Annotated in this window: 11 protein-coding genes and 1 tRNA gene; 4 read left to right on the top strand and 8 right to left on the bottom strand. The window is 62.6% G+C overall.

Annotated features, from left to right (window positions below):
• Positions 1-86: 86 nt before the first annotated feature.
• Positions 87-1,577 (top strand): IS66 family transposase, encoded by a 1,491-nt coding sequence (gene tnpC / locus LOKVESSMR4R_RS18145; RefSeq protein ID WP_420645907.1) that lies wholly within the window; start codon positions 87-89, stop codon positions 1,575-1,577.
• Here the strand turns inward: tnpC and LOKVESSMR4R_RS18140 are convergent.
• Genes LOKVESSMR4R_RS18140 through LOKVESSMR4R_RS18110 form a run of 7 tightly spaced genes read right to left on the bottom strand, consistent with a single transcriptional unit; the run spans position 1,569 to position 15,764 of the window.
• On the bottom strand, positions 1,569-2,837 hold the full coding sequence (locus tag LOKVESSMR4R_RS18140; RefSeq protein ID WP_087211711.1) for an alpha-amylase family glycosyl hydrolase: 1,269 nt from the start codon (positions 2,835-2,837) through the stop codon (positions 1,569-1,571). The two genes, tnpC and LOKVESSMR4R_RS18140, sit on opposite strands and share 9 nt — an antisense overlap.
• On the bottom strand, positions 2,834-4,549 hold the full coding sequence (gene malQ, locus LOKVESSMR4R_RS18135) for a 4-alpha-glucanotransferase (protein ID WP_087211708.1): 1,716 nt from the start codon (positions 4,547-4,549) through the stop codon (positions 2,834-2,836). Before malQ ends, LOKVESSMR4R_RS18140 begins: the two co-directional genes overlap by 4 nt.
• Entirely contained in the window at positions 4,546-6,267 is a 1,722-nt protein-coding gene (gene treZ, locus LOKVESSMR4R_RS18130) for a malto-oligosyltrehalose trehalohydrolase (RefSeq protein WP_087211706.1), read from the bottom strand. The genes malQ and treZ overlap by 4 nt, the downstream gene beginning before the upstream one ends.
• Positions 6,264-8,330, bottom strand: a complete 2,067-nt coding sequence (glgX, locus tag LOKVESSMR4R_RS18125) for a glycogen debranching protein GlgX (RefSeq protein ID WP_087211702.1) — start codon at positions 8,328-8,330, stop codon at positions 6,264-6,266. The genes treZ and glgX overlap by 4 nt, the downstream gene beginning before the upstream one ends.
• On the bottom strand, positions 8,330-10,510 hold the full coding sequence (glgB, locus tag LOKVESSMR4R_RS18120; protein WP_087211699.1) for a 1,4-alpha-glucan branching protein GlgB: 2,181 nt from the start codon (positions 10,508-10,510) through the stop codon (positions 8,330-8,332). Before glgB ends, glgX begins: the two co-directional genes overlap by 1 nt.
• Complete coding sequence (gene treS / locus LOKVESSMR4R_RS18115) at positions 10,507-13,788, bottom strand: maltose alpha-D-glucosyltransferase (protein WP_087211696.1); 3,282 nt, start codon at positions 13,786-13,788, stop codon at positions 10,507-10,509. The genes glgB and treS overlap by 4 nt, the downstream gene beginning before the upstream one ends.
• The gene (locus LOKVESSMR4R_RS18110) at positions 13,785-15,764 is read right to left on the bottom strand and encodes an alpha-1,4-glucan--maltose-1-phosphate maltosyltransferase (protein ID WP_087213560.1); all 1,980 of its coding nucleotides are present in this window, start codon (positions 15,762-15,764) and stop codon (positions 13,785-13,787) included. The genes treS and LOKVESSMR4R_RS18110 overlap by 4 nt, the downstream gene beginning before the upstream one ends.
• A gap of 467 nt (positions 15,765-16,231) precedes the next feature.
• On the opposite strand from LOKVESSMR4R_RS18110, the gene LOKVESSMR4R_RS18105 reads away from it, so the two are divergent.
• Entirely contained in the window at positions 16,232-17,125 is an 894-nt protein-coding gene (locus tag LOKVESSMR4R_RS18105) for a hypothetical protein (RefSeq protein ID WP_087211694.1), read from the top strand.
• 164 nt (positions 17,126-17,289) lie between these two features.
• On the opposite strand, the gene LOKVESSMR4R_RS18100 is transcribed toward LOKVESSMR4R_RS18105, so the two are convergent.
• Positions 17,290-17,365 (bottom strand) — tRNA-Lys (locus LOKVESSMR4R_RS18100).
• 95 nt (positions 17,366-17,460) lie between these two features.
• Here LOKVESSMR4R_RS18100 and dapF point away from each other — a divergent pair.
• Positions 17,461-18,279, top strand: coding sequence for a diaminopimelate epimerase (gene dapF, locus LOKVESSMR4R_RS18095; protein WP_087213557.1), 819 nt, complete (start codon positions 17,461-17,463; stop codon positions 18,277-18,279).
• Entirely contained in the window at positions 18,276-19,532 is a 1,257-nt protein-coding gene (mtaB, locus tag LOKVESSMR4R_RS18090) for a tRNA (N(6)-L-threonylcarbamoyladenosine(37)-C(2))-methylthiotransferase MtaB (RefSeq protein ID WP_087213554.1), read from the top strand. Before dapF ends, mtaB begins: the two co-directional genes overlap by 4 nt.
• Positions 19,533-19,580 lie beyond the last annotated feature (48 nt).

Genomic DNA, 19,580 nt, shown 5'->3' with positions numbered 1-19,580 from the left:
AATCGTAGTCTCGGGCTATGATTGATACGCCTGTCATTGACCTTTCCACCATCCCTGCCGCGCAGCGCGCGGTGGTTGCGACCTTGATGGAAACGATCGCCGCACTTCAGGATATTACCCAACGCCAACAGCATCTGATTGCCGAGTTGAACCATGCCCTGCATGGGAAGCGGTCGGAAAAGCTGACCGAGGATGAACGGCAGCTGGCGTTTGAGGATCTGTCCATCGCGTTGGCCGAGGTCGAGGTGCAGAAGGAACATCTTGCCGCCAAGGCAGATAGCAAGACGGCAACCAGGCCCGGGCCAAAGCGGACCATCGGCAATCTACCGGCCACATTGCCGCGCATCGAAGAGATTATCGAACCCGCCAGCCTGATCTGCCCTTGTGGCTGTGGCGTCATGCACAAGATCGGTGAAGACCGCAGCGAGCGGCTGGATATCGTGCCAGCGCAGTTGCGTGTGATTGTCACCGTGCGCCCGAAATATGCCTGCCGGACCTGCACAAACGGCGTGACCCAGGCACCGGCGCCCTGCCACCTAATCATGGGCGGGTTGCCGACAGAAGCGACGCTCGCCCATGTGCTGGTCAGCAAATATGCCGACCATCTGCCGTTGTATCGCCAGAGCCAGATCCTGGCGCGGGCAGGCCTCGATCTGCACCGCGCTGTGCTGGCCGATTGGGTGGGTAAGGCGGCATTCCACCTCAAGCCCGTCGTCGACCGGCTGGGTGAACACCTGAAACGATCAGACAAGCTGTTCATGGACGAAACCACCGCCCCGGTGCTGGATCCGGGTCGCGGAAGGACCAAAACCGGCTATCTCTGGGCTCTTGCCCGCGATGACCGGCCATGGGGCGGTGAGGACCCGCCCGGTGTGGTCTACTTCTATGCACCCGGTCGGGCGGGCGAGAATGCCGAAACATTCCTGATAGGTTTTGACGGCATCCTGCAGATCGACGGATACCAGGGCTACAACCGGCTGACCAAGCCGACCCGCAAGGGCGGCGATCCCATTCAGGTGGCCCATTGCTGGGCGCACGCGCGCCGCAAGCTGAAGGAAGTCTTCGACCGCGATGGATCACAGATCGCCGCCGAGGGCCTGCGCCGCATCGCCGAGATCTATGCTGTCGAAGCCGATATCCGTGGCATCTCTCCCAGCCAGCGATTGTCGGCCCGCCAGACCCGCAGTGCTCCACTGGTCGCGGCCTTCGGCGATTGGCTGCAGGCCCAACGCCGCAAGATCTCCGCTAAATCCCGGTTGGGTGAAAAGCTGACTTACATCCATAATCACTGGGATGGGCTGCAGACCTTCTTGGCCGATGGCCGCGTCGAGATTGACAACAACCGCGTCGAAAACCTGATCCGCCCCATTGCTCTCAATCGCAAGAACGCGCTCTTCGCCGGTCATGACGAAGGTGGCATCGCTTGGGGTCGCATCGCCTCACTGATCGAGACCTGCAAGATCAACGACGTCGAGCCCTTCGCCTATCTCAAAGCAACCCTCACAGCGATCGCTAATGGCCACCCGCAAAGCCGCCTCGATGATCTGCTCCCGTGGAACTTCAAGCCGTCAAGCTGAACCGACAGTGCTCTCCTGAGAACGCTTACATGCGACATGATCCGCTGTGCATAGAAGGTCCGCCAGATCATCCAGCGCCAAAGCGGCAGGCAGATGGCGCGCCGCCTGCGCCGCCGTGGCGCGGATCAGCGCGGCCTCGCTGGCGGGCACAGCATCGGCGGTGGTATAGCTGCGATAGCGCGGAAAGGCGCGCAGATAGGCAAGGATCGCCTGCCGCCAGGCCCCGCGCCCCCAATCCAGATGCGCCCCCGCTTGCAGGGCAAGATCGGTCAGCCGTTCCACCTCGGCCTGCAATTCGACAGTGACGATCTGGGTCTTGGCATCATCGCGCAGATCCGCAAAGGCGGGCCAGCCCGCTGCCAGCTGCGCCGCACCATCGGGGTCGGTCAACAGCCCCGTGATCGCGCGCGCGGCGACATAGCCGGTCTCGCCCTGCACCGGCCAGTCGGGCAAAGGCTCGTCGCCGGTCAGGATCTTTTCCACCCAGATCGGCGTCTGCGGTAGCCTGTCGCGCAGCTGCGCCAGATAGGCGGCGGGATCGGCCAGCCCGTCCACATGATCGACACGCAGGCCGGTTGCGATGCCGCTGTCCAGCAGATCAAAGGTCAGCCGATGGACATCGTCAAACACGGCGCGATCCTCGATCCGAAGCCCGATCAAGCCGGTCACGGTAAAGAAACGGCGGTGGTCGATGGCGGCTGCCTCGCTCTGCCAGGGGGTCAATCGCCAGGGCTGCGCATCATGGGTTTCGGTGATGCTGCCCTTGGCGGGAACGGCCAGCGGCACCTGCAGGCCGGGGGCGCAGATCATGTCGCCGTCAAGGGTGATCTTGCCCGCTGCCGCCAATGCGGCGAATGGCGCGTCCAGCCAGGGCAGACGCAGCCGCCCGCCCGACCAGTCGATATCAAAGTGACGGGCATAGCGGCTGGCCTGCCCGTGCCGCAGCACATCAGCCAGCCACGGGTTACACAGGTTGAACGCCATATGGTTCGGCACGATATCAAGGATCAGGCCAAGGCCTGCCTCTTGCAACCGCTGCGCCAAGCTTTCCAGCCCCGCGCGCCCGCCAAGTGCGGGGTCTACCGCGTTGGGATCGGTCACGTCATAGCCATGGGTCGATCCCGGAGCCGCCGTAAAGACCGGCGAAAGATAAAGATCAGATATTCCCAGATCGCGCAGATAAGGCACAAGCGTTTCCGCTTGGGCGAAATCCATGCCATTGCGCAATTGCAGGCGATAGGTGGCGGTGGGGATTTTCATTGCGGCCTCGGGCGGGCATGGCGCATGATCCGCGCGATCCGGGCAAAGCGCGGATGCGCCGCGATCTGATCGATGCTGACAGGCGACCGGGGTTTCCAATTGGGATAGCCATCTGTCACGCCGGGCAGGTTTGTGGGCCGCGCCGGTCCGACCAGATCGGCCAGCCGCACCCCGGCCAGCACCGATGGCGTCGCCGCGATAAACCGGTGCGCCGCGTCCAGCAGGGCATCGGCATCCGGTGCCGCAACATCCAGCGCGCGCGCCAGCTGTTTGCGTTCCGCAAGACGCTGGTCGCGATGCGCGCGGCTTGTGGCTTTGGACACCAGCCCATGCGCCTCGCGCAGGTCGATGTCGATCCCGTCCCACCACCCTGTCAGCGGCGGCAGATCATGCGTCGACAAACAGGCCAGCGCCAGTTGCGGATAGGTCTCGGCGGGGGCAAAGCCCTCTGCGGATTTTTCGAAATAGACGATCCGGTAAGACAGAACCCCCGCCTTTTGCATGGAATCGCGAAACCCATCCGGCACAAAGCCAAGATCCTCGCCGATGATCAGCGCACGATGGCTTTGCGAGGCCTCGGCCAGAACCCGCAGCATATCGGCCAAAGGGAACCGCAGATGCGCGCCAGCAGCGGCGGGGGCATCACGCGGGATCAGGAACAATTGCCAAAGCGCCATCGCATGATCGATCCGCAAGGCCCCGGCATCCTGCAATTGCGCCGCAATCATCGCGCGGTAGGGGGCGAAATCCGTTTCGCGCAGCGCGACCGGCGAGGGCGCGGCCAGCTGCCAATTCTGCCCATCTTCGCTGAACATATCCGGCGGCGCGCCGATGGTCAGATCAGGCAAGGACACCGCCGTGCCCGACCATGTGGCTGACCCGTCCAGCGCCTCGCCCACGGCCAGATCAAGATAAAGCCCGACCCGCATCCCTGCATCTTTCGCCGCCTGCTGCGCCGCATGCAGCTGTTGGCGCGCGATCCATTGCAGCCAAAGGTGAAACTGCACATCGGGCCTGTTCCGGCGGGCGAAATCGGCGACAGCGGCAGAATGCGGATCATGAAACGGCACCGGCCAGTCCTGCCAGCCGCCGCCATGGTGATGGCTCAGCGCCTCGAACAGGGCATGTTGGTGCAGCGCATAGCCGCCTTGGGCGACGAAATCATCAAAATCCGCATCGGGGCGGCAGCTGTCGAAAACCCGGCGCAAAGCGCCCAGCTTCGCACGCGCGACGGCGGGGTAATCGACATGATCGCCATCCTGCATGGCAGGCCGCTCTGCGCCCAGAAGATCCGGCGCGATGTAAAGCGGGTTCAGGAACCGCCGGTTCGATGGCGAAAACGGCGAGGCGCGCTCGGGCAAGGCGGTGAACAGCGCATGGACCGGATTGACTCCCAGAAAATCGGCACCTGCCGCGCCGCATATCCGCGCCAAAGCCGCCAGATCCGAGAAATCGCCGATCCCCCAGCCCCGGTTAGAGCGCAATTCGTAAAGCTGACAAAACACCCCCCAGCCGGGCGCCTCTGTCAAAGACGGCGGCACATGGCACCGCGTCCTGCCGGGCACAGACATCCGCTGCGGCGCTGGCGGGCCGACAGGGTCGCCCTGCGGATCCTGCCCCAGCCCTTGCAGGATCAAGGCCAATGTCCGGTCCGGCACCTTGCGACCCTCGTAATCCAGCGCGATGCCGTGATGGCGGGCAAGGCGTCTCATGCGATCCAGAACGCGGCGGAATGCGGTGCGCCGGGGGTGTCACCGGTCAGATGGATAGGCTCTCCTGCGGCAGCGGGCAGATCGGCCGCGGCAGGCGACAGGTTCGCGCGCACCGACAAGATACCGCCCCCCAGCCGCCAATCGACTGCCAGACAGCGGTCGGGTGCGTCCAGCCGCTGGCCAGAATGCGGCCCGGTGCCGGGGATCAAAGGCACGATCCGGTCACGGCGCAACCGCAGCAGATCGCGGTAGCGCGCAAAGGCGGTGCGACCGGCATGGCTGTCCAGTTTCGTCCAGTCGATCCGGCTGCGGTGATAGCTTTGCAGGTCGATTGGATCAGGCACATCCTGCGCGGCAAAACTGTCGAAATCTGCAAATTCGCGCCTGCGCCCTTCGGTGACAGCACGGGCCAGATCGCCCGTGAACCCCGCAAAGAACAGGAATGGGTTCATCTCTTCCCATTCATCGCCCATAAAGATCATCGGCACATGGGGCGACAGCAGCAGCACCGCCTGCATCGCCCGCAAGGCTGGTTCGGGGGCCAGCACATTCAACCGCTCGCCCATCGCGCGATTGCCGATCTGGTCGTGATTTTGCATGAAATTGATCATGACATCGGGCGGGAAATGACCCGATGGCGCGCCTTTGCCGCCGGCGCCCGTGGTGGCATAGCCTTTGGCCATGGCGCGCGCCAAAAGGCCGGTCGGATCTGCGGCAAAACCGCTGTAATAGCCTGCGGTTTCCCCTGTCAGCAGCACATGGGCGGCATTGTGCCAATCGTCGTTCCATTCAGCCGTCATCAAGGGCACCGCATCGCCCTTGCGGGCGTGCAGATGGGTGACGTTGCGGTTATCCTCGGTGGTCAGATGGACAGGCCGGGCGATCTTGGCGCGGATTTCTTGGGCCAGCGCGATCAGGAATTCGGGGTCGCTGTCAGGGTCGCGGATATGGTCGATCGCATCAAGGCGGAGCCCGTCCAGATTGAAATCCCGCAGCCAGTAAAGCGCGTTATCAATGAAAAACCGGCGCACCGGAGGCGCGGCATAGGCGATCCCGGGCCCCCAGGGGGTCTGCCGGTCCTCAAAGAACCCAGAGGCGTATTGGTGCAGGTAATTTCCTTCTGGTCCGAAGTGGTTATAGACCACATCCAGCAAGACCATCAGCCCATGCCCATGGGCCGCGTCAATCAGCGCGCGCAGATCATCGGGGGTGCCATAGGCCGGATGCGGCGCATAGGGCAAAACACCGTCATAGCCCCAGCCCCGATCACCACCGAAATGCGCGACAGGCATCAGTTCCAGCACGGTCACGCCCAGATCCGCCAGATGCGGCAGCTTTGCCATGGCGGCGCGATAGGTGCCTTGGGGCGTAAAAGTGCCGATATGGCATTCATAGATCACCGCAGCATGCCACGGCAGGTCCGGGCGGTTGTGCCGCCAGCGGTAATCGGGCGTGGTGACGATGCTCTTGCCATGCACATTATCCGCCTGCCACCGCGAGGCAGGGTCAGGCACGCGCGTCCCGTCAGGCAGGCCAAAGGCATAGGCGGTGCCTGCCGGTGCCTGCCGTGTCAGCGAAAACCAACCGTCGCCGGTGGCCTGCATCGCGTCTTCGCTGTCGGGCAGGCACAGCCGCAGACTGGCCAGATCAGGCGCCCAAAGCCGAAAGCGGGTGCCGGATTCCGTCACGATCGCACCCCAGGATGGCAGCGCGGTCATGGCAGCGCCTCCAGCAAGATCAGCGCGCGGGCGTCGATCTTCATCTGGCCCGCGACCGGATCACCGAAACCTTGCGGATCGGCGCGCGCATCCTTGGTGCAAACCAGATGCTGCCAGCGCCCATCCAGCAGATGCAGATCGCGCGGGGTGTCGGCGGCATTCATCGCCAGAAACAAGGTCCGGTCCCTGGCCCCGTGAAAGCTGAGCGCCAGCGCGCGCCTGTCGGATTCCTGCCAGGCTTCGGGGTCGATATCCCCGCCACGCAGCTTGTGCCAGCGGACATAGCGATGCTCGGGGTTGTCGTCGGTCGCATGCAAAAACCGCTGCGCCATCAAGATCGGCCGCGACCCGCGCAGCGCGATCAACCCGCTGAGGAAATCCACGAATGGATCATCGACCTTGTCCCAATCAAACCAGTTCATTTCGCCGGGCTGGCAATAGGCGTTGTTATTGCCGCCCTGCGTGCGTCCGTTTTCATCGCCCATCAGGATCATCGGCGTGCCTTGCGACAACAAAAGCGTGGCCATCAGGTTGCGCCGCTGGCGGTCGCGCAAAGCGTTGATATCGGCGTCATCCGTCGGACCCTCTGCGCCATGGTTCCACGACAGGTTATGGGCATGGCCGTCGTTGTTATCCTCGCCATTGGCCTCATTATGCTTGTGGTCATAGGACACCAGATCGGCCAGCGTGAAACCGTCATGCGCGGTGATGAAATTGATCGAGGTCCATGACCTGCGCCCGTCATGTTCAAAACAAGAGGCCGAACCAAGCAGCCTGTCCGCCATGGCCGGGGCCTGATCGGGGTCGCCTTTCCAGAACGCGCGCAATGTATCGCGGTAAGTGTCATTCCATTCGGCCCAGCCGGGCGGGAAATTGCCGACCTGATAGCCGTCATTGCCGGTGTCCCAGGGTTCGGCGATCAGCTTGACCTGGCTTAGCACCGGGTCCTGGCGCATGGCGGTCAGGAATGGATTGGCCGGGTCAAAGTAATCGCGCCGCCGCCCCAGCGTGGTGGCCAGATCGAAACGGAACCCGTCGATATGGCAACCCTCGACCCAATAGCGCAGCGAATCCATCACCATCTGCATGACGCGGCTGTTTTCAAGGTTCAGCGTATTGCCGGTGCCGGTGGTGTCGAAACAATAGCGCGGATCGTCGCCCAGCAGGTAATAAGACGCGTTGTCGATCCCCCGGAACGACAGGGTCGGGCCCATCTGGTTGCCCTCGGCGGTGTGGTTATAGACAACGTCCAAAATCACCTCGATCCCGGCATCATGCAGGCGGTGGACCATGACGCGGAATTCATCCAGCGCGCCATGCTGCACCAGATAGCGGTTCGCGGGCGCGAAAAAGCCGGTGGTGTTATAGCCCCACCAATTGACCAGCCCGTTTTCCTGCAAATGCCGGTCGTCATGAAATGAATGGATCGGCAAGAGTTCCACCGCCGTCACGCCCAGCCGCTTGAGATGCGCAATCGTGGCGGGCTGGGCCAGGCCTTCGAAAGTGCCACGCACCGGATCGCTGACATGCGGCGCGCGCATCGTCATGCCGCCGACATGGGCCTCGTAGATGATGGTGCGCTGCCATGGCGTGCGCGGGGGCATATCATTGCCCCAGGTGGCCGCACTGGGCGCAACCACGCATTTTGGCATCAAGCGCGCGGAATCGCGGCGGTCAAAGCTCAGATCACCGCGCCGATGCCCGACACGGTAGCCGAACAAGGCATCATGCCAGCGCAATTCGCCGTGATGCGCGCGGGCATAAGGGTCAAGCAACAGCTTGTTGGGGTTGAACCTATGCCCCGCCTCGGGCGCATAGGGGCCATGGACGCGATAGCCATATAGCTGCCCTGGCCGCACCTCTGGCAGATAGCCATGCCAGATCTGATGGGTGTTTTCCGGCAGCGGCACGCGGGCGATCTCGCGCGTGCCTGCGGCGTTGAACAGGCATAATTCGACCTTGGTCGCATTGGCGGAATAGAGCGCGAAATTCGTGCCCGCCCCGTCCCAGCTCGCCCCGCGGCGCGACCCGATGCCGGCTTCGACGTGATATTTCAATGCCATCAACTGCCTCTGGTTTCGGGTGTCAGAACAAGTGTCGCAAGCGGCGGCAGCGTGATCGACGCGGACACCGGCTGACCGTGCCAGCCTTGGCCGTCAGCCATAATCAAACCCCCATTGCCCGACCCGGTTCCCCCGTAATCGGCGGCATCGGAATTCAGCAGCTCTGTCCAGCGGCCCGAAAGCGGCAGGCCGATGCGGAAATCATCGCGCAAAACAGGCGCCATATTGCAGATCACCGCGACCGGCGGGTCGCCCTCTGCGCCCAGCCGAAGATAGGAAAACACGTTATTGGCCGCGTCGCCGCCGTCGATCCAGCGGAACCCCTCGGGCGCGCAATCACGCGCATGCAGCGCGGGATGATCGCGGTAAAGCCGGTTCAGATCGCGGACCAGCGCCTGCAATCCGGCATGACGCGGATCCTCTAGCAGATGCCAATCAAGGGACCGGTCATGCGACCATTCACGCGACTGGCCGAATTCGGACCCCATGAACAACAGCTTCTTGCCCGGATGCGTCCACATCCAGCCCAGATAGGCGCGCAGGTTGGCAAAGCGCTGCCAATCATCGCCGGGCATCTTGCCCAGCAGCGAGCCTTTGCCATGGACCACCTCGTCATGGCTGATCGGCAGGACGAAATTTTCGCTAAAGGCGTAATGCAGGCCAAAGGTCATCTTGTCATGATGCCAGCGCCGGTTGACCGGATCTTCGGCCATATATTGCAGCGTGTCATGCATCCAGCCCATGTTCCATTTGAAATCGAACCCCAGCCCGCCTTGATCCACAGGCCGCGACACGCCCGGAAAGGCGGTCGATTCCTCGGCGATCGTGATGCCATGGCTGCGGTCGGCGATCTGGGTATTCACGTCGCGCAGAAAACCGATCGCTTCGAGATTCTCGCGTCCGCCCTCGCGGTTGGGCAGCCATTCGCCCGCATCGCGCGAATAATCGAGATAGAGCATCGACGCGACCGCATCGACGCGCAGCGCATCGACATGCAGTTCCCGCAGCCAGTAAAGCGCTGACGACCGCAGGAAATTCGACACTTCGCTGCGCCCGAAATTATAGATCAGCGTGTTCCAATCCTTGTGAAATCCCTGTCGCGGGTCTTGGTGTTCATAAAGCGCGGTGCCGTCAAAACGCGCCAGCCCGTGTTCGTCGGATGGGAAATGCGCAGGCACCCAATCCATGATGACACCGATGCCGGCACCATGCAGATGATCGACCATCGCCGCAAAATCATCCGGCCCGCCGAAACGTGACGTGGGCGCATACATCCCGATGGGCTGATAGCCCCAGGACGGCGTATAGGGATGTTCGGACAGCGGCAGAAATTCCACATGGGTGAACCCCATATCCCGGACATATTCCGCCAGCATCGGCCCCACCTCGGCATAAGACAGGATATTGTCGCCGTCACCGCGCCGCCATGATCCCAGATGCACCTCGTAGATCGACACCGGCTGGTCGCGCAGGTCGCGCCGTTTGCTCGCCATCCAATCCGTGTCGCGCCAGACATGATCCAGCGCCCCCGCGATGATCGAGGCCGTGCCGGGGGCAGGTTCCATCCGAAACGCCACCGGATCCGCCTTCAAAGGCAGGACATCCCCATAAGCGCCCAGAATCTCGTATTTATAGATATCGCCCGCCCCAATCGCAGGCACGAACAATTCCCAAAGACCGCCACCGCGCCGCCGCATCGGATGGCGTCGCCCGTCCCAGGCGTTGAAATGCCCCACGACACTGACGCGCCGCGCATTGGGCGCCCAGACGCCAAAGGCTGTGCCTTTGCAGCCTTCATGGGTGACCGGATGCGCGCCAAGTCGGGTCCAGAGTTCCTCGTGCCGCCCTTCGGCCAGCAGATATTCATCCATCTCGCCCAGCACCGGGCCAAAGCGGAAAGGATCGTCCTTTTCCCAGACGTGATCACCCGCGCGGCATTGCAGACGATAGGCAAAAGGCTTGCGCTTTTTCGAAAACGGCAGGTGAAACACGCCTTCGGGATGGATGCGTTCCATCACCCCCAGCGGTTCGCCATCGCCATCCAGCACGGTCACCGCCCCGGCATCGGGCGCAAAGACGGTGATCGCAGGCGGGCTGCCATGCATCCCCAGCGTGGCAAAAGGGTCGGACAGGCGGCCGCGAACGATCGCCTCGAGCGTTTGGTCATCAGGTCGGGTCATAGGGCTTTCGCGATCTTGAGCAATCCGGCAAGCGGCACATCGATACGGGCGGGGCGAAAGGCGCGTTCATATTGCACCTCATAGGCGCATTTGCGCAGCAGATGCAGATCCAGCAATGCGGCCTCGAACGCGGCATCACGCGGGCGCACGGGCGCATCGCCCATCGTGTCGCGCCAGGCCGCCAGAAAGGCCCCAGCGGTGGCCTCATACCACGCATCCAGCTGGGCCGTCGTGCGGGCGGGGTCGGCCCCGGCCTCGGTCCGGCGGTCAAAGGCGGTGGCCAGCGCATAATCGAAACTGCGCAACATGCCCGCGACATCGCGCAAAGGCGAGGATTTCGCCTGTCGTTCCGCCAGGCTGCGCGACGGCTCGCCCTCGAAATCGATAATCACCAGATCATCCTGCGCGACCAGAACCTGCCCCAGATGATAATCGCCATGCACACGCGATTGCGCCCCCGACAGCGGCAGGGCGGTCACCCGGTCGATGCGCGCAAGGATAGCCTCGCGCTGGGCCAGCACATCCTGCGCGATTGCGGCGGCCGGGCCGATCAGCTTGGCAGCCCTGAGCATGTCAAACATGCGCCCCACCTCGGCGCGGGTCTCTTCGACCAGCGCGGTGACGCTGTCCTGCGTCAGCGGTTCGGTGCCAAAGGCCCCCGTCCCTGACGCCAGCGCCAGATGCATCTGCGCCGTGCGCTGGCCCAGCAACATGCCAAGATCAAGCGCACCGACGGTCAAAGGCAGTTGCGCGTCGTCATGCCCGACCTCGCGCGCTTCCATTTCGCGGTCCAGCCAATCGGTCAGGAAGGACCAGGCATCGCCTTGGTTGGGCACAAATTCCGAGGCAGCGGCAAGAACGGTTTCGGTGCCATCATCAGCCTGCCATGCAATCGTGCCCAACAGGCGCGGCGAGGAGTCAAAGCTTTGCGCCTCTGACAGAAAGCGGGCGACCTCGATATCGGGCTGCACGCCTTCGCGCACACGACGATAAAGTTTCAGGATGACCTGATCAGAAAAAGCGATGGAGGCATTGGATTGTTCCGCGCCCAGCAGCCGTGGTTCGCCCGCCCGATCCGCATCGGGCAGGCCAGAGCTGGCAAAGACCAGCCTGCCGCCGTCGCTGTCGATCACCCGCTGATCGCGCATCGCATCCAGCAGGCTGCGCGCCATGTCTTCGTCGGATGCGCCATCCATCAAGGCACCGACCTTGTTCGCGCGGCGCAGCTTGGCCATGGTCGCAGGCAGGCGCGGCGTCATGGTCGATGCATCATCATCCCAGACCGCCGAAAGCGGCAGGAAATAGCGCTGCGCCTCGCCGCCCGTATCAACATCGGCGACAGCGATCAGGTGCCGGCCTTGCTTGATCTCGGCCAAGGGGCGCAGGCGCACCGCATCGGCACCCGCAGATTTCCCGGCAAACCAGCGTTGCAGGCTGATGAATTGCGGCAAGGACCGGTCCAGGAACTGCCGCGCGGTGCGGTCATTCAGGGCGGTGGTCAGATGGCCATCCGTCGTCGTCAGCGTCACGAAATCCGGCAGCACCGGCGGCAAGGGCATGTGCCAATCGGGGGCCTCTTCTTCGGTCGCCAGCAGGAACCAGAAAAAGCCATAGGCGGGCAGCGTCAGCATATAGGGCAATTCACCCACCGGCGGGAAAGGCGATTGTCCGACCAATTCCACCGGCACGCGGCCTTCATAGCGGCTCAGGTCGATTTCTACTGCCTGTGGCGCGCGGCTTAGATTGGCGACACAAAGCACGGCATCATCGCCCGCGCCGCCTGCATCCACATCCTTGTTGCGGCGGATATAGGCCAGCACCTTGCGGTTCGCGGGATAAAGCAGGTCAATCTCGCCACGCCCGAAAACGTCGTGTTTCTTGCGCACGCTGATCATGCGCCGCACCCAGTTGAGGAAGGACGACGGCGATTGCGCCTGCGTTTCGACATTCAGCCCCTGATAGCCATATTCGGGGTCTTGAATGACCGGCAGATATAATTGCTGCGGCACCGCGCGCGAAAACCCAGCATTGCGGTCGGCCGTCCATTGCATCGGAGTGCGCACACCGTCGCGGTCGCGCAGATAGATATTGTCGCCCATCCCGATTTCATCGCCGTAATACATGATCGGCGTGCCGGGCATCGACAGCAGCATGGAATTAAGCAGCTCGATCTTGCGCCGGTCATTGCGCATCAAGGGCGCCAGACGGCGGCGGATGCCCATATTGATCCGCGCGCGATTGTCGGCGGCATAGGTTTCCCACAGGTAATCGCGTTCGCGGTCGGTGACCATTTCCAGCGTCAACTCGTCATGGTTGCGCAGGAAAATACCCCATTGGCAATCTTCGGGGATTTCAGGGGTCTGGCGGATGATATCGGTGATCGCGTGGCGGTCTTCTTGTGCCACCGCCATATACATGCGCGGCATCAGCGGAAAATGGAAACCCATGTGGCATTCGTCGCCATCACCGAAATAGGGGCGGGTATCCTCTGGCCATTGGTTCGCCTCGGCAAGCAGCATCCGGCCTTCGTAATGCGCGTCCAGATCGGCGCGGATTTTCTTCAGTACGTCATGGGTTTCAGGCAGGTTCTCGTTATTGGTGCCGTCGCGTTCGACCAGATAGGGGATCGCGTCCAGCCGCAGGCCATCGACCCCCATATCCAGCCAGAAATGCATCACGTCGATGACCTCTTGCAGCACGGCGGGATTGTCGAAATTCAGGTCGGGCTGATGGTCGAAAAAGCGGTGCCAATAAAATTGCTGCGCGACCGGGTCCCATGTCCAATTGCTGTCATGGGTGTCGTTGAAAATGACCCGCGTCTTGTCCATCCATTTGTTCGGATCATCCGACCAGACATAGAAATCCCGTTCCGGCGATCCTTTGGGCGCGTTGCGGGCGCGCTGGAACCAGGCATGCTGGTCCGATGTGTGGTTGATGACCAATTCGGTGATGACCTTCAGCCCGCGGCGATGCGCCTCGTCCACGAAGGCCTGAAAATCCTCCAGCGTGCCATATTGCGGGTTCACCGCCTTGAATGCGGCGATATCATAGCCGTCATCGCGCAAAGGCGAGGGATAGAACGGCAGCAGCCAGACCGCCGAGGCACCCAAGGATTCGATATGGTCCAGCCGCTGCATCAGCCCTTTGAAATCGCCGATGCCGTCGCCGTCGCTGTCCTGATAGGCCTTTACATGGCATTGATAGATCAGCGCATCCTTGAACCAATCGGGACGGTCGGCCTTGTTGTCGGCATGTAGCTGGGGTGACGGGGCGTTCATCGTGCTCCTCCCGGTGCGGTGAGTTTCCAGATGGCATAGGGGCGTTCGTGCGGATCAAGCGTCAGCCGGTGGTCGCGCCCGTGCCAGGTAAAGCGGTTGCCCTGGATCAGGTCCTGCACCTCGATTGACGCATCATGCGGCAGGCCGAATTGCCAAAGCGGCACCTCGAACCCGAATTCGGCGGGGGCATGGGGGTCCAGCAGAACATGGAACAACACCGCCCCATCTGCATCGCAGCGCGCATAGGACAGCACACGCGCGTCATGGGCCGGCACGAAAACCAGATTGCGCATGTCACGCATCTGCGGATGGCTGCGCCGGATATCGTTGATCAGGCGGATATCGTCGCGGATATGGCCCGGCGTGTCAGGGTCGCGGTGGCGCAGCTGGTATTTCTCGGAATCGAGATATTCTTCCTTGCCGGGCATCGGCGCGCCTTCGCAATATTCAAACCCCGCATAAAGCCCCCAATTGCCGGCCAGCGAGGCGGCAAGGATCGCGCGGCTGCGAAACCCCGGCCGGCCCGATGTCTGAAGCGGGATCGGGTTGATATCGGGCGTATTGACGAAGAAATTGACGCGCATGTAATCGCGGCAATCCTCTTGCGTCAGCTCGGTCAGATAATCGGTCAGTTCCGCCTTGGTATTGCGCCAGGTGAAATAGCTGTAGCTTTGGTTGAACCCGATCTTGGCCAGCCGTTTCATGACCTTGGGGCGGGTGAAGGCCTCTGACAGAAAGATCACGCCGGGATGGATGCCCCGCACCTCGGCCATCAGCCATTCCCAGAACGGAAAGGGCTTGGTGTGCGGGTTGTCGACTCGGAAAGTCGTGACGCCGTGATCGGCCCAATGCAGGATCATATCGCGGATCGCATCCCAGAACGGCGCATTCGGGCTGCCATCATCCAGATAATAGCGAAAGTTGACGATATCTTCGTATTTCTTGGGCGGGTTTTCGGCATAGGCGATGGACCCGTCAGGGCGCCATTCGAACCAATCGGGATGTTCCTTGATCCACGGATGATCGGGCGAGGCGTTCAGCGCGATATCCAGCGCGATATCCAGTCCCGCCTCGGCCGCTTTGGCGACCAAGCGGTCGAAATCGTCCAGCGTGCCCAGATCGGGATGCACCGCGCTATGGCCACCGGCCTCGGACCCGATGGCATAGGGCGATCCGACATCATCCGGCCCGGCAGTCAGGCTGTTGTTCTTGCCCTTGCGATTGGTCCGCCCGATCGGATGGATGGGCGGAAAATAGAGCGTGTCGAACCCCATATCCGTGACATAATCCAGATTGGCGATCACATCGTCAAACGTGCCGTGCCGGTCCGGTCCGCCCATCGAGCGGGGAAACAATTCATACCAGGCGGAAAAGGCCGCCGCCTCTGTGTCCACCCAGATCGGCATGTCGGGCGACAAAGTCAGGTTGGCGCGCGGCCCGATCCGCGCCATCAGGGCGGTGGTTTCCTCGGAGACCAGCACATCGGGGGCGTGATCCGCCTTGAGATCGGCCTTGAAAGCTTTCAGCGCGGCCGCATCCGCGCCTTTGACCCGCAGCGATTTGACCATCTCGCGCGCCTCGGCGATTTCGACGGCTATTGATTGTCCCGCCGCGCGTTTTTTGCGGCTGTTGCGTTGCAGGGTCGCAAAAGGGTCACGCCAAGCGCGGATGGTAAAGCGGGCGGGGCCGGGCGCATCCAGATGGCCCTTGGCCAGCCAGCGATCATTGACATCGTGCTGCATCGGCAGGGTCACGGCATCCTGGCCGGGCATTGTCAGCACCACCTCGGCGCCAAGCACATCATGGCCATCCGCAAAAATATCCGCCGCGATCAGGGTCGGCCAACCGGCGACGATCTTGGCCGCAAAACGGCCATTGTCCACCGATGGCTGGATCGCCTCGATCACCAGGCGGGGCAGCAATCTTGCATCGGCAGAGCCCTCGGTTGTCTTGGCGCTTGTCTTGCCTGCACGCATGATTGCGAACCCTCCTGCTAGCGATGGCGGCAGACCGGCCGCGGCATCCTTCATGCAAGATTGAACAAGGGCGACGACGCATTGTTCCAGACAATTGCCGCGCAGCCACCCGGGCAAAGGGCCGCAAAGGCACCCGATGGAACAATATCGCGCAATGCCGGTTAGGTGCCTGTGAGACCGGACAGCAGCATCACTGATCGCATAGCATCATGCCCCTCTGCATGGCGTTCCCCGCACCCTCTATGCCTTTGGTATCTGACTGTCCGGTTGATCATATCGCCATCAGCCCAGCCGGGTTGACCCCTCATCAGACGCCCTGTGCGCATCCCATGCGCCCCCAAGCGCCAAGGAAATGAAAGAACCCATCATGAACCAGATCATCTATATCGTCGGCGCGGTCGTCATCGTGCTTGCCATTCTCAGCTTCGTCGGCCTCGGCTGATTTGGCGCTTGCAAGGATATCCGCCATGACCGCCGCCAATATTCCGCCGCGCCCCGCCCAGATCACGCCGCCGCAACAAGGTGTCGCGGTGCCCTCTTACATCGATTGGGCTGCCATTCTTGCCGGTGCCGTCTTTGCGCTGGCCATCTCTTTTGTGCTGATCAGCTTTGGGGCGGGGCTGGGCCTGTCCCTGACATCGCCCTATGAAGGCGAAGGCGTATCCGCCGCCTGGATCGCCATTGCCGCGGGCATCTGGTTTGCCTGGGTCATGGTCACGGCTTTCGGGGCCGGTGGCTATCTTGCCGGCCGGATGCGCAGCCAGATCGGCGATGCGACATCGGACGAAGTCTCGGCGCGTGACGGGATGCACGGTCTGATCGTCTGGGCGCTGGGGGCCGTGGTCAGCCTGATGATCGGCGCATCGGGGATCAGCGGGCTGGTCGGTGCCGGATCTGCCGTGCTGGGGTCCGGCGCGCAAAGCACCACCGAGGCGGTGACAGAGGCAGTCTCGGCCGATTACTTTGCCGATCTGATGCTGCGTCCTGCGGTCAATGCCACGGCAGATACCGACCCGGCCACCCGCGAAGAGATCGCCGGCATCATCACCCGCACCGTGACGACAGGTAATATGACCGCGCGCGACCAAAGCTATCTGGCGCAGGTGATCGCCACCAATAGCACCCTGACCCAGCAAGAGGCGCGCAGCCGCGTCACCCAGATCGGCGCAGAGCTGGATCAGGCGATGACCGCAGCACGGGACGCGGTGGAACAGGCCCGCGTGGCTGGCATCGTCTTTGGGTTCATCGCCGCGGCGACGCTGCTGATCGGGGCTGTTGCCGCTCTCTTTGCCGCGATGGCAGGCGGACATCACCGCGACGCTGGCACGGGGTTCGACGCTATCGCAGCCCGCCGTGACTAAGTCTTGGCCATAAAGGAAAGGATCATCCAATGCCGGCTATCATCGCTTGGCTTCTCGGCGCGCCACTTGTCGTCGTGATCATCATCGCGCTGCTGTTCTAAACGGGCGCAACTGCCAACAAACAAAACAAAAGGCCCAGGCAGCAATGCCTGGGCCTTTTTATTTGGTGAGCCGGTCGGGATCCGAACCCGAGACCTACTGATTAAAAGTCAGTTGCTCTACCAGCTGAGCTACCGGCCCACACAGGGCGCTACTTAGAAAGCTGCTGCATCGCGGTCAACCCCCAAATGCCTTCGCGGCTGGATATGTGTCGGGGCTTTGTTTATATCGCCGCCATGACACAAACGGATCACACCTTTCTGCCCTTTCGCAAGATGCACGGGCTTGGCAACGACTTCGTCGTCGTGGACGAACGCGGGGCAGCGCCACGCGTGACGGCGACGCTTGCGCAGGCGATTGCAGACCGGCATCGGGGCGTCGGATTTGACCAGCTTGCGGTGATCTCTGACAGTGCCACGGCCGATCTGCACCTGACATTCTGGAACAGTGACGGATCGACCGCCGCCGCCTGTGGCAATGCGACACGCTGCATCGCGCGGCTGGTCATGGACCAGACCGGACAGAATGCGCTGACGATCACGACAGCACGGGGCACATTGCAGGCAAAGGATGCAGGCGGCGGGCTGACCGCGGTCAACATGGGCCAGCCACAGCTTGATTGGCAGGAAATTCCGCTTTGTGAACAGATGGATACGCTGCATCTGCCGATTGACGGCACACCGGTCGCCACCGGCATGGGCAACCCGCATTGCACGTTTTTCGTCGCTGATGCCGCGGCGGTCGATCTGGCCAAGCGCGGCGCGCTGATCGAACATCACCCGCTGTTCCCGCAGCGCACCAATGTCCAATTCGCCAGCCTGATCGGCCCCGACCATCTGCGGATGCGGGTCTGGGAACGGGGCGTGGGGGTGACGCTGGCCTCTGGCTCTTCCTCTTGCGCGGTGGCGGTCGCGGCGGCGCGGCGCGGGCTGACCGGCCGGGCGGTGACGATCACGCTGGACGGCGGCGATCTGGCCATCGACTGGCGCGAGGACGGGGTCTGGATGACAGGACCGACCGCCTATGTCTTTGACGGGCAATGGCGGCTGTCATGACCAAGACACCGATCTTTTCGAATCACGGCTGCCGGCTGAACGCCTATGAAACCGAAGCCATGAAAGACCTGGCAGCCCAGGCAGGCGTGCAGGATGCCGTGATCGTGAACACCTGCGCCGTGACGGCCGAGGCCGTGCGCAAAGCCCGTCAGGACATCCGCAAACTGCGCCGCGACCATCCGGATGCGCGTATCATCGTGACAGGCTGCGCCGCCCAGACCGAACCGGACACTTTTGCCAAAATGGCCGAGGTCGATCTGGTCATCGGCAATACCGAAAAGATGGACCCCGCGACATGGGCGCGGCTGACGCCCGACCTGATCGGCCAGACCGAAGCCGTGCAGGTCGATGACATCATGTCGGTGACCGAAACGGCGGGTCATCTGATCGACGGTTTCGGCACCCGCAGCCGCGCCTATGTGCAGGTGCAAAACGGCTGCGACCACCGCTGCACATTCTGCATCATCCCCTTTGGCCGCGGCAATTCGCGGTCTGTCCCTGCCGGTGTGGTGGTCGACCAGATCAAACGGCTGGTGGATCGCGGCTATGCCGAGGTGGTGCTGACCGGCGTCGACCTGACCAGCTGGGGGGCTGACCTGCCCAGCGCACCAAGGCTGGGCGATCTGGTGATGCGGATCCTCAAACTGGTGCCCGACCTGCCGCGCCTGCGGATCAGCTCTATCGACAGTATCGAGGTTGACGACAACCTGCTTACCGCCATCGCAACCGAACCACGCCTGATGCCGCATTTGCATCTGTCACTGCAACATGGCGACGATCTGATCCTGAAACGGATGAAACGCCGCCACCTGCGCGATGATGCGATCCGCTTTTGCGAAACCGCGCGGCGCTTGCGCCCCGATATGACCTTCGGTGCCGATATCATCGCAGGCTTCCCCACGGAAACCGAAGCGATGTTCGCCAATTCGCTCGCCCTGGTGCGCGATTGCGATCTGACATGGCTGCATGTCTTTCCCTATTCCGCCCGCCCCGGCACGCCCGCCGCGCGCATGCCCGCCGTGAACGGTGCTGCGATCAAGGACCGCGCCGCCCGGCTGCGCGCTGCGGGCGATGCGCAGGTCAGCACACATCTGGCCGCCCAGATCGGGCGCAGCCATCAGATCCTGATGGAAAGCCCGCGCATGGGGCGCACCGAACAATTCACCGAAGTGACCTTTGCCACCGACCAGCCCGAAAGCCGGATTGTCACGGCAACAATCACAGGCTCTGCCGACAACCGCCTGACCGTCTGACATCTTCCAAGCGCGTCAATGCGCACAAAGCGCGATTTGACGTGATCC

The sequence above is a fragment of the Yoonia vestfoldensis genome (assembly GCF_002158905.1).
In the GTDB taxonomy this organism is placed as follows: Bacteria; Pseudomonadota; Alphaproteobacteria; order Rhodobacterales; family Rhodobacteraceae; genus Yoonia; species Yoonia vestfoldensis_B.
This window is presented reverse-complemented; position numbering and strand designations above follow the sequence as displayed.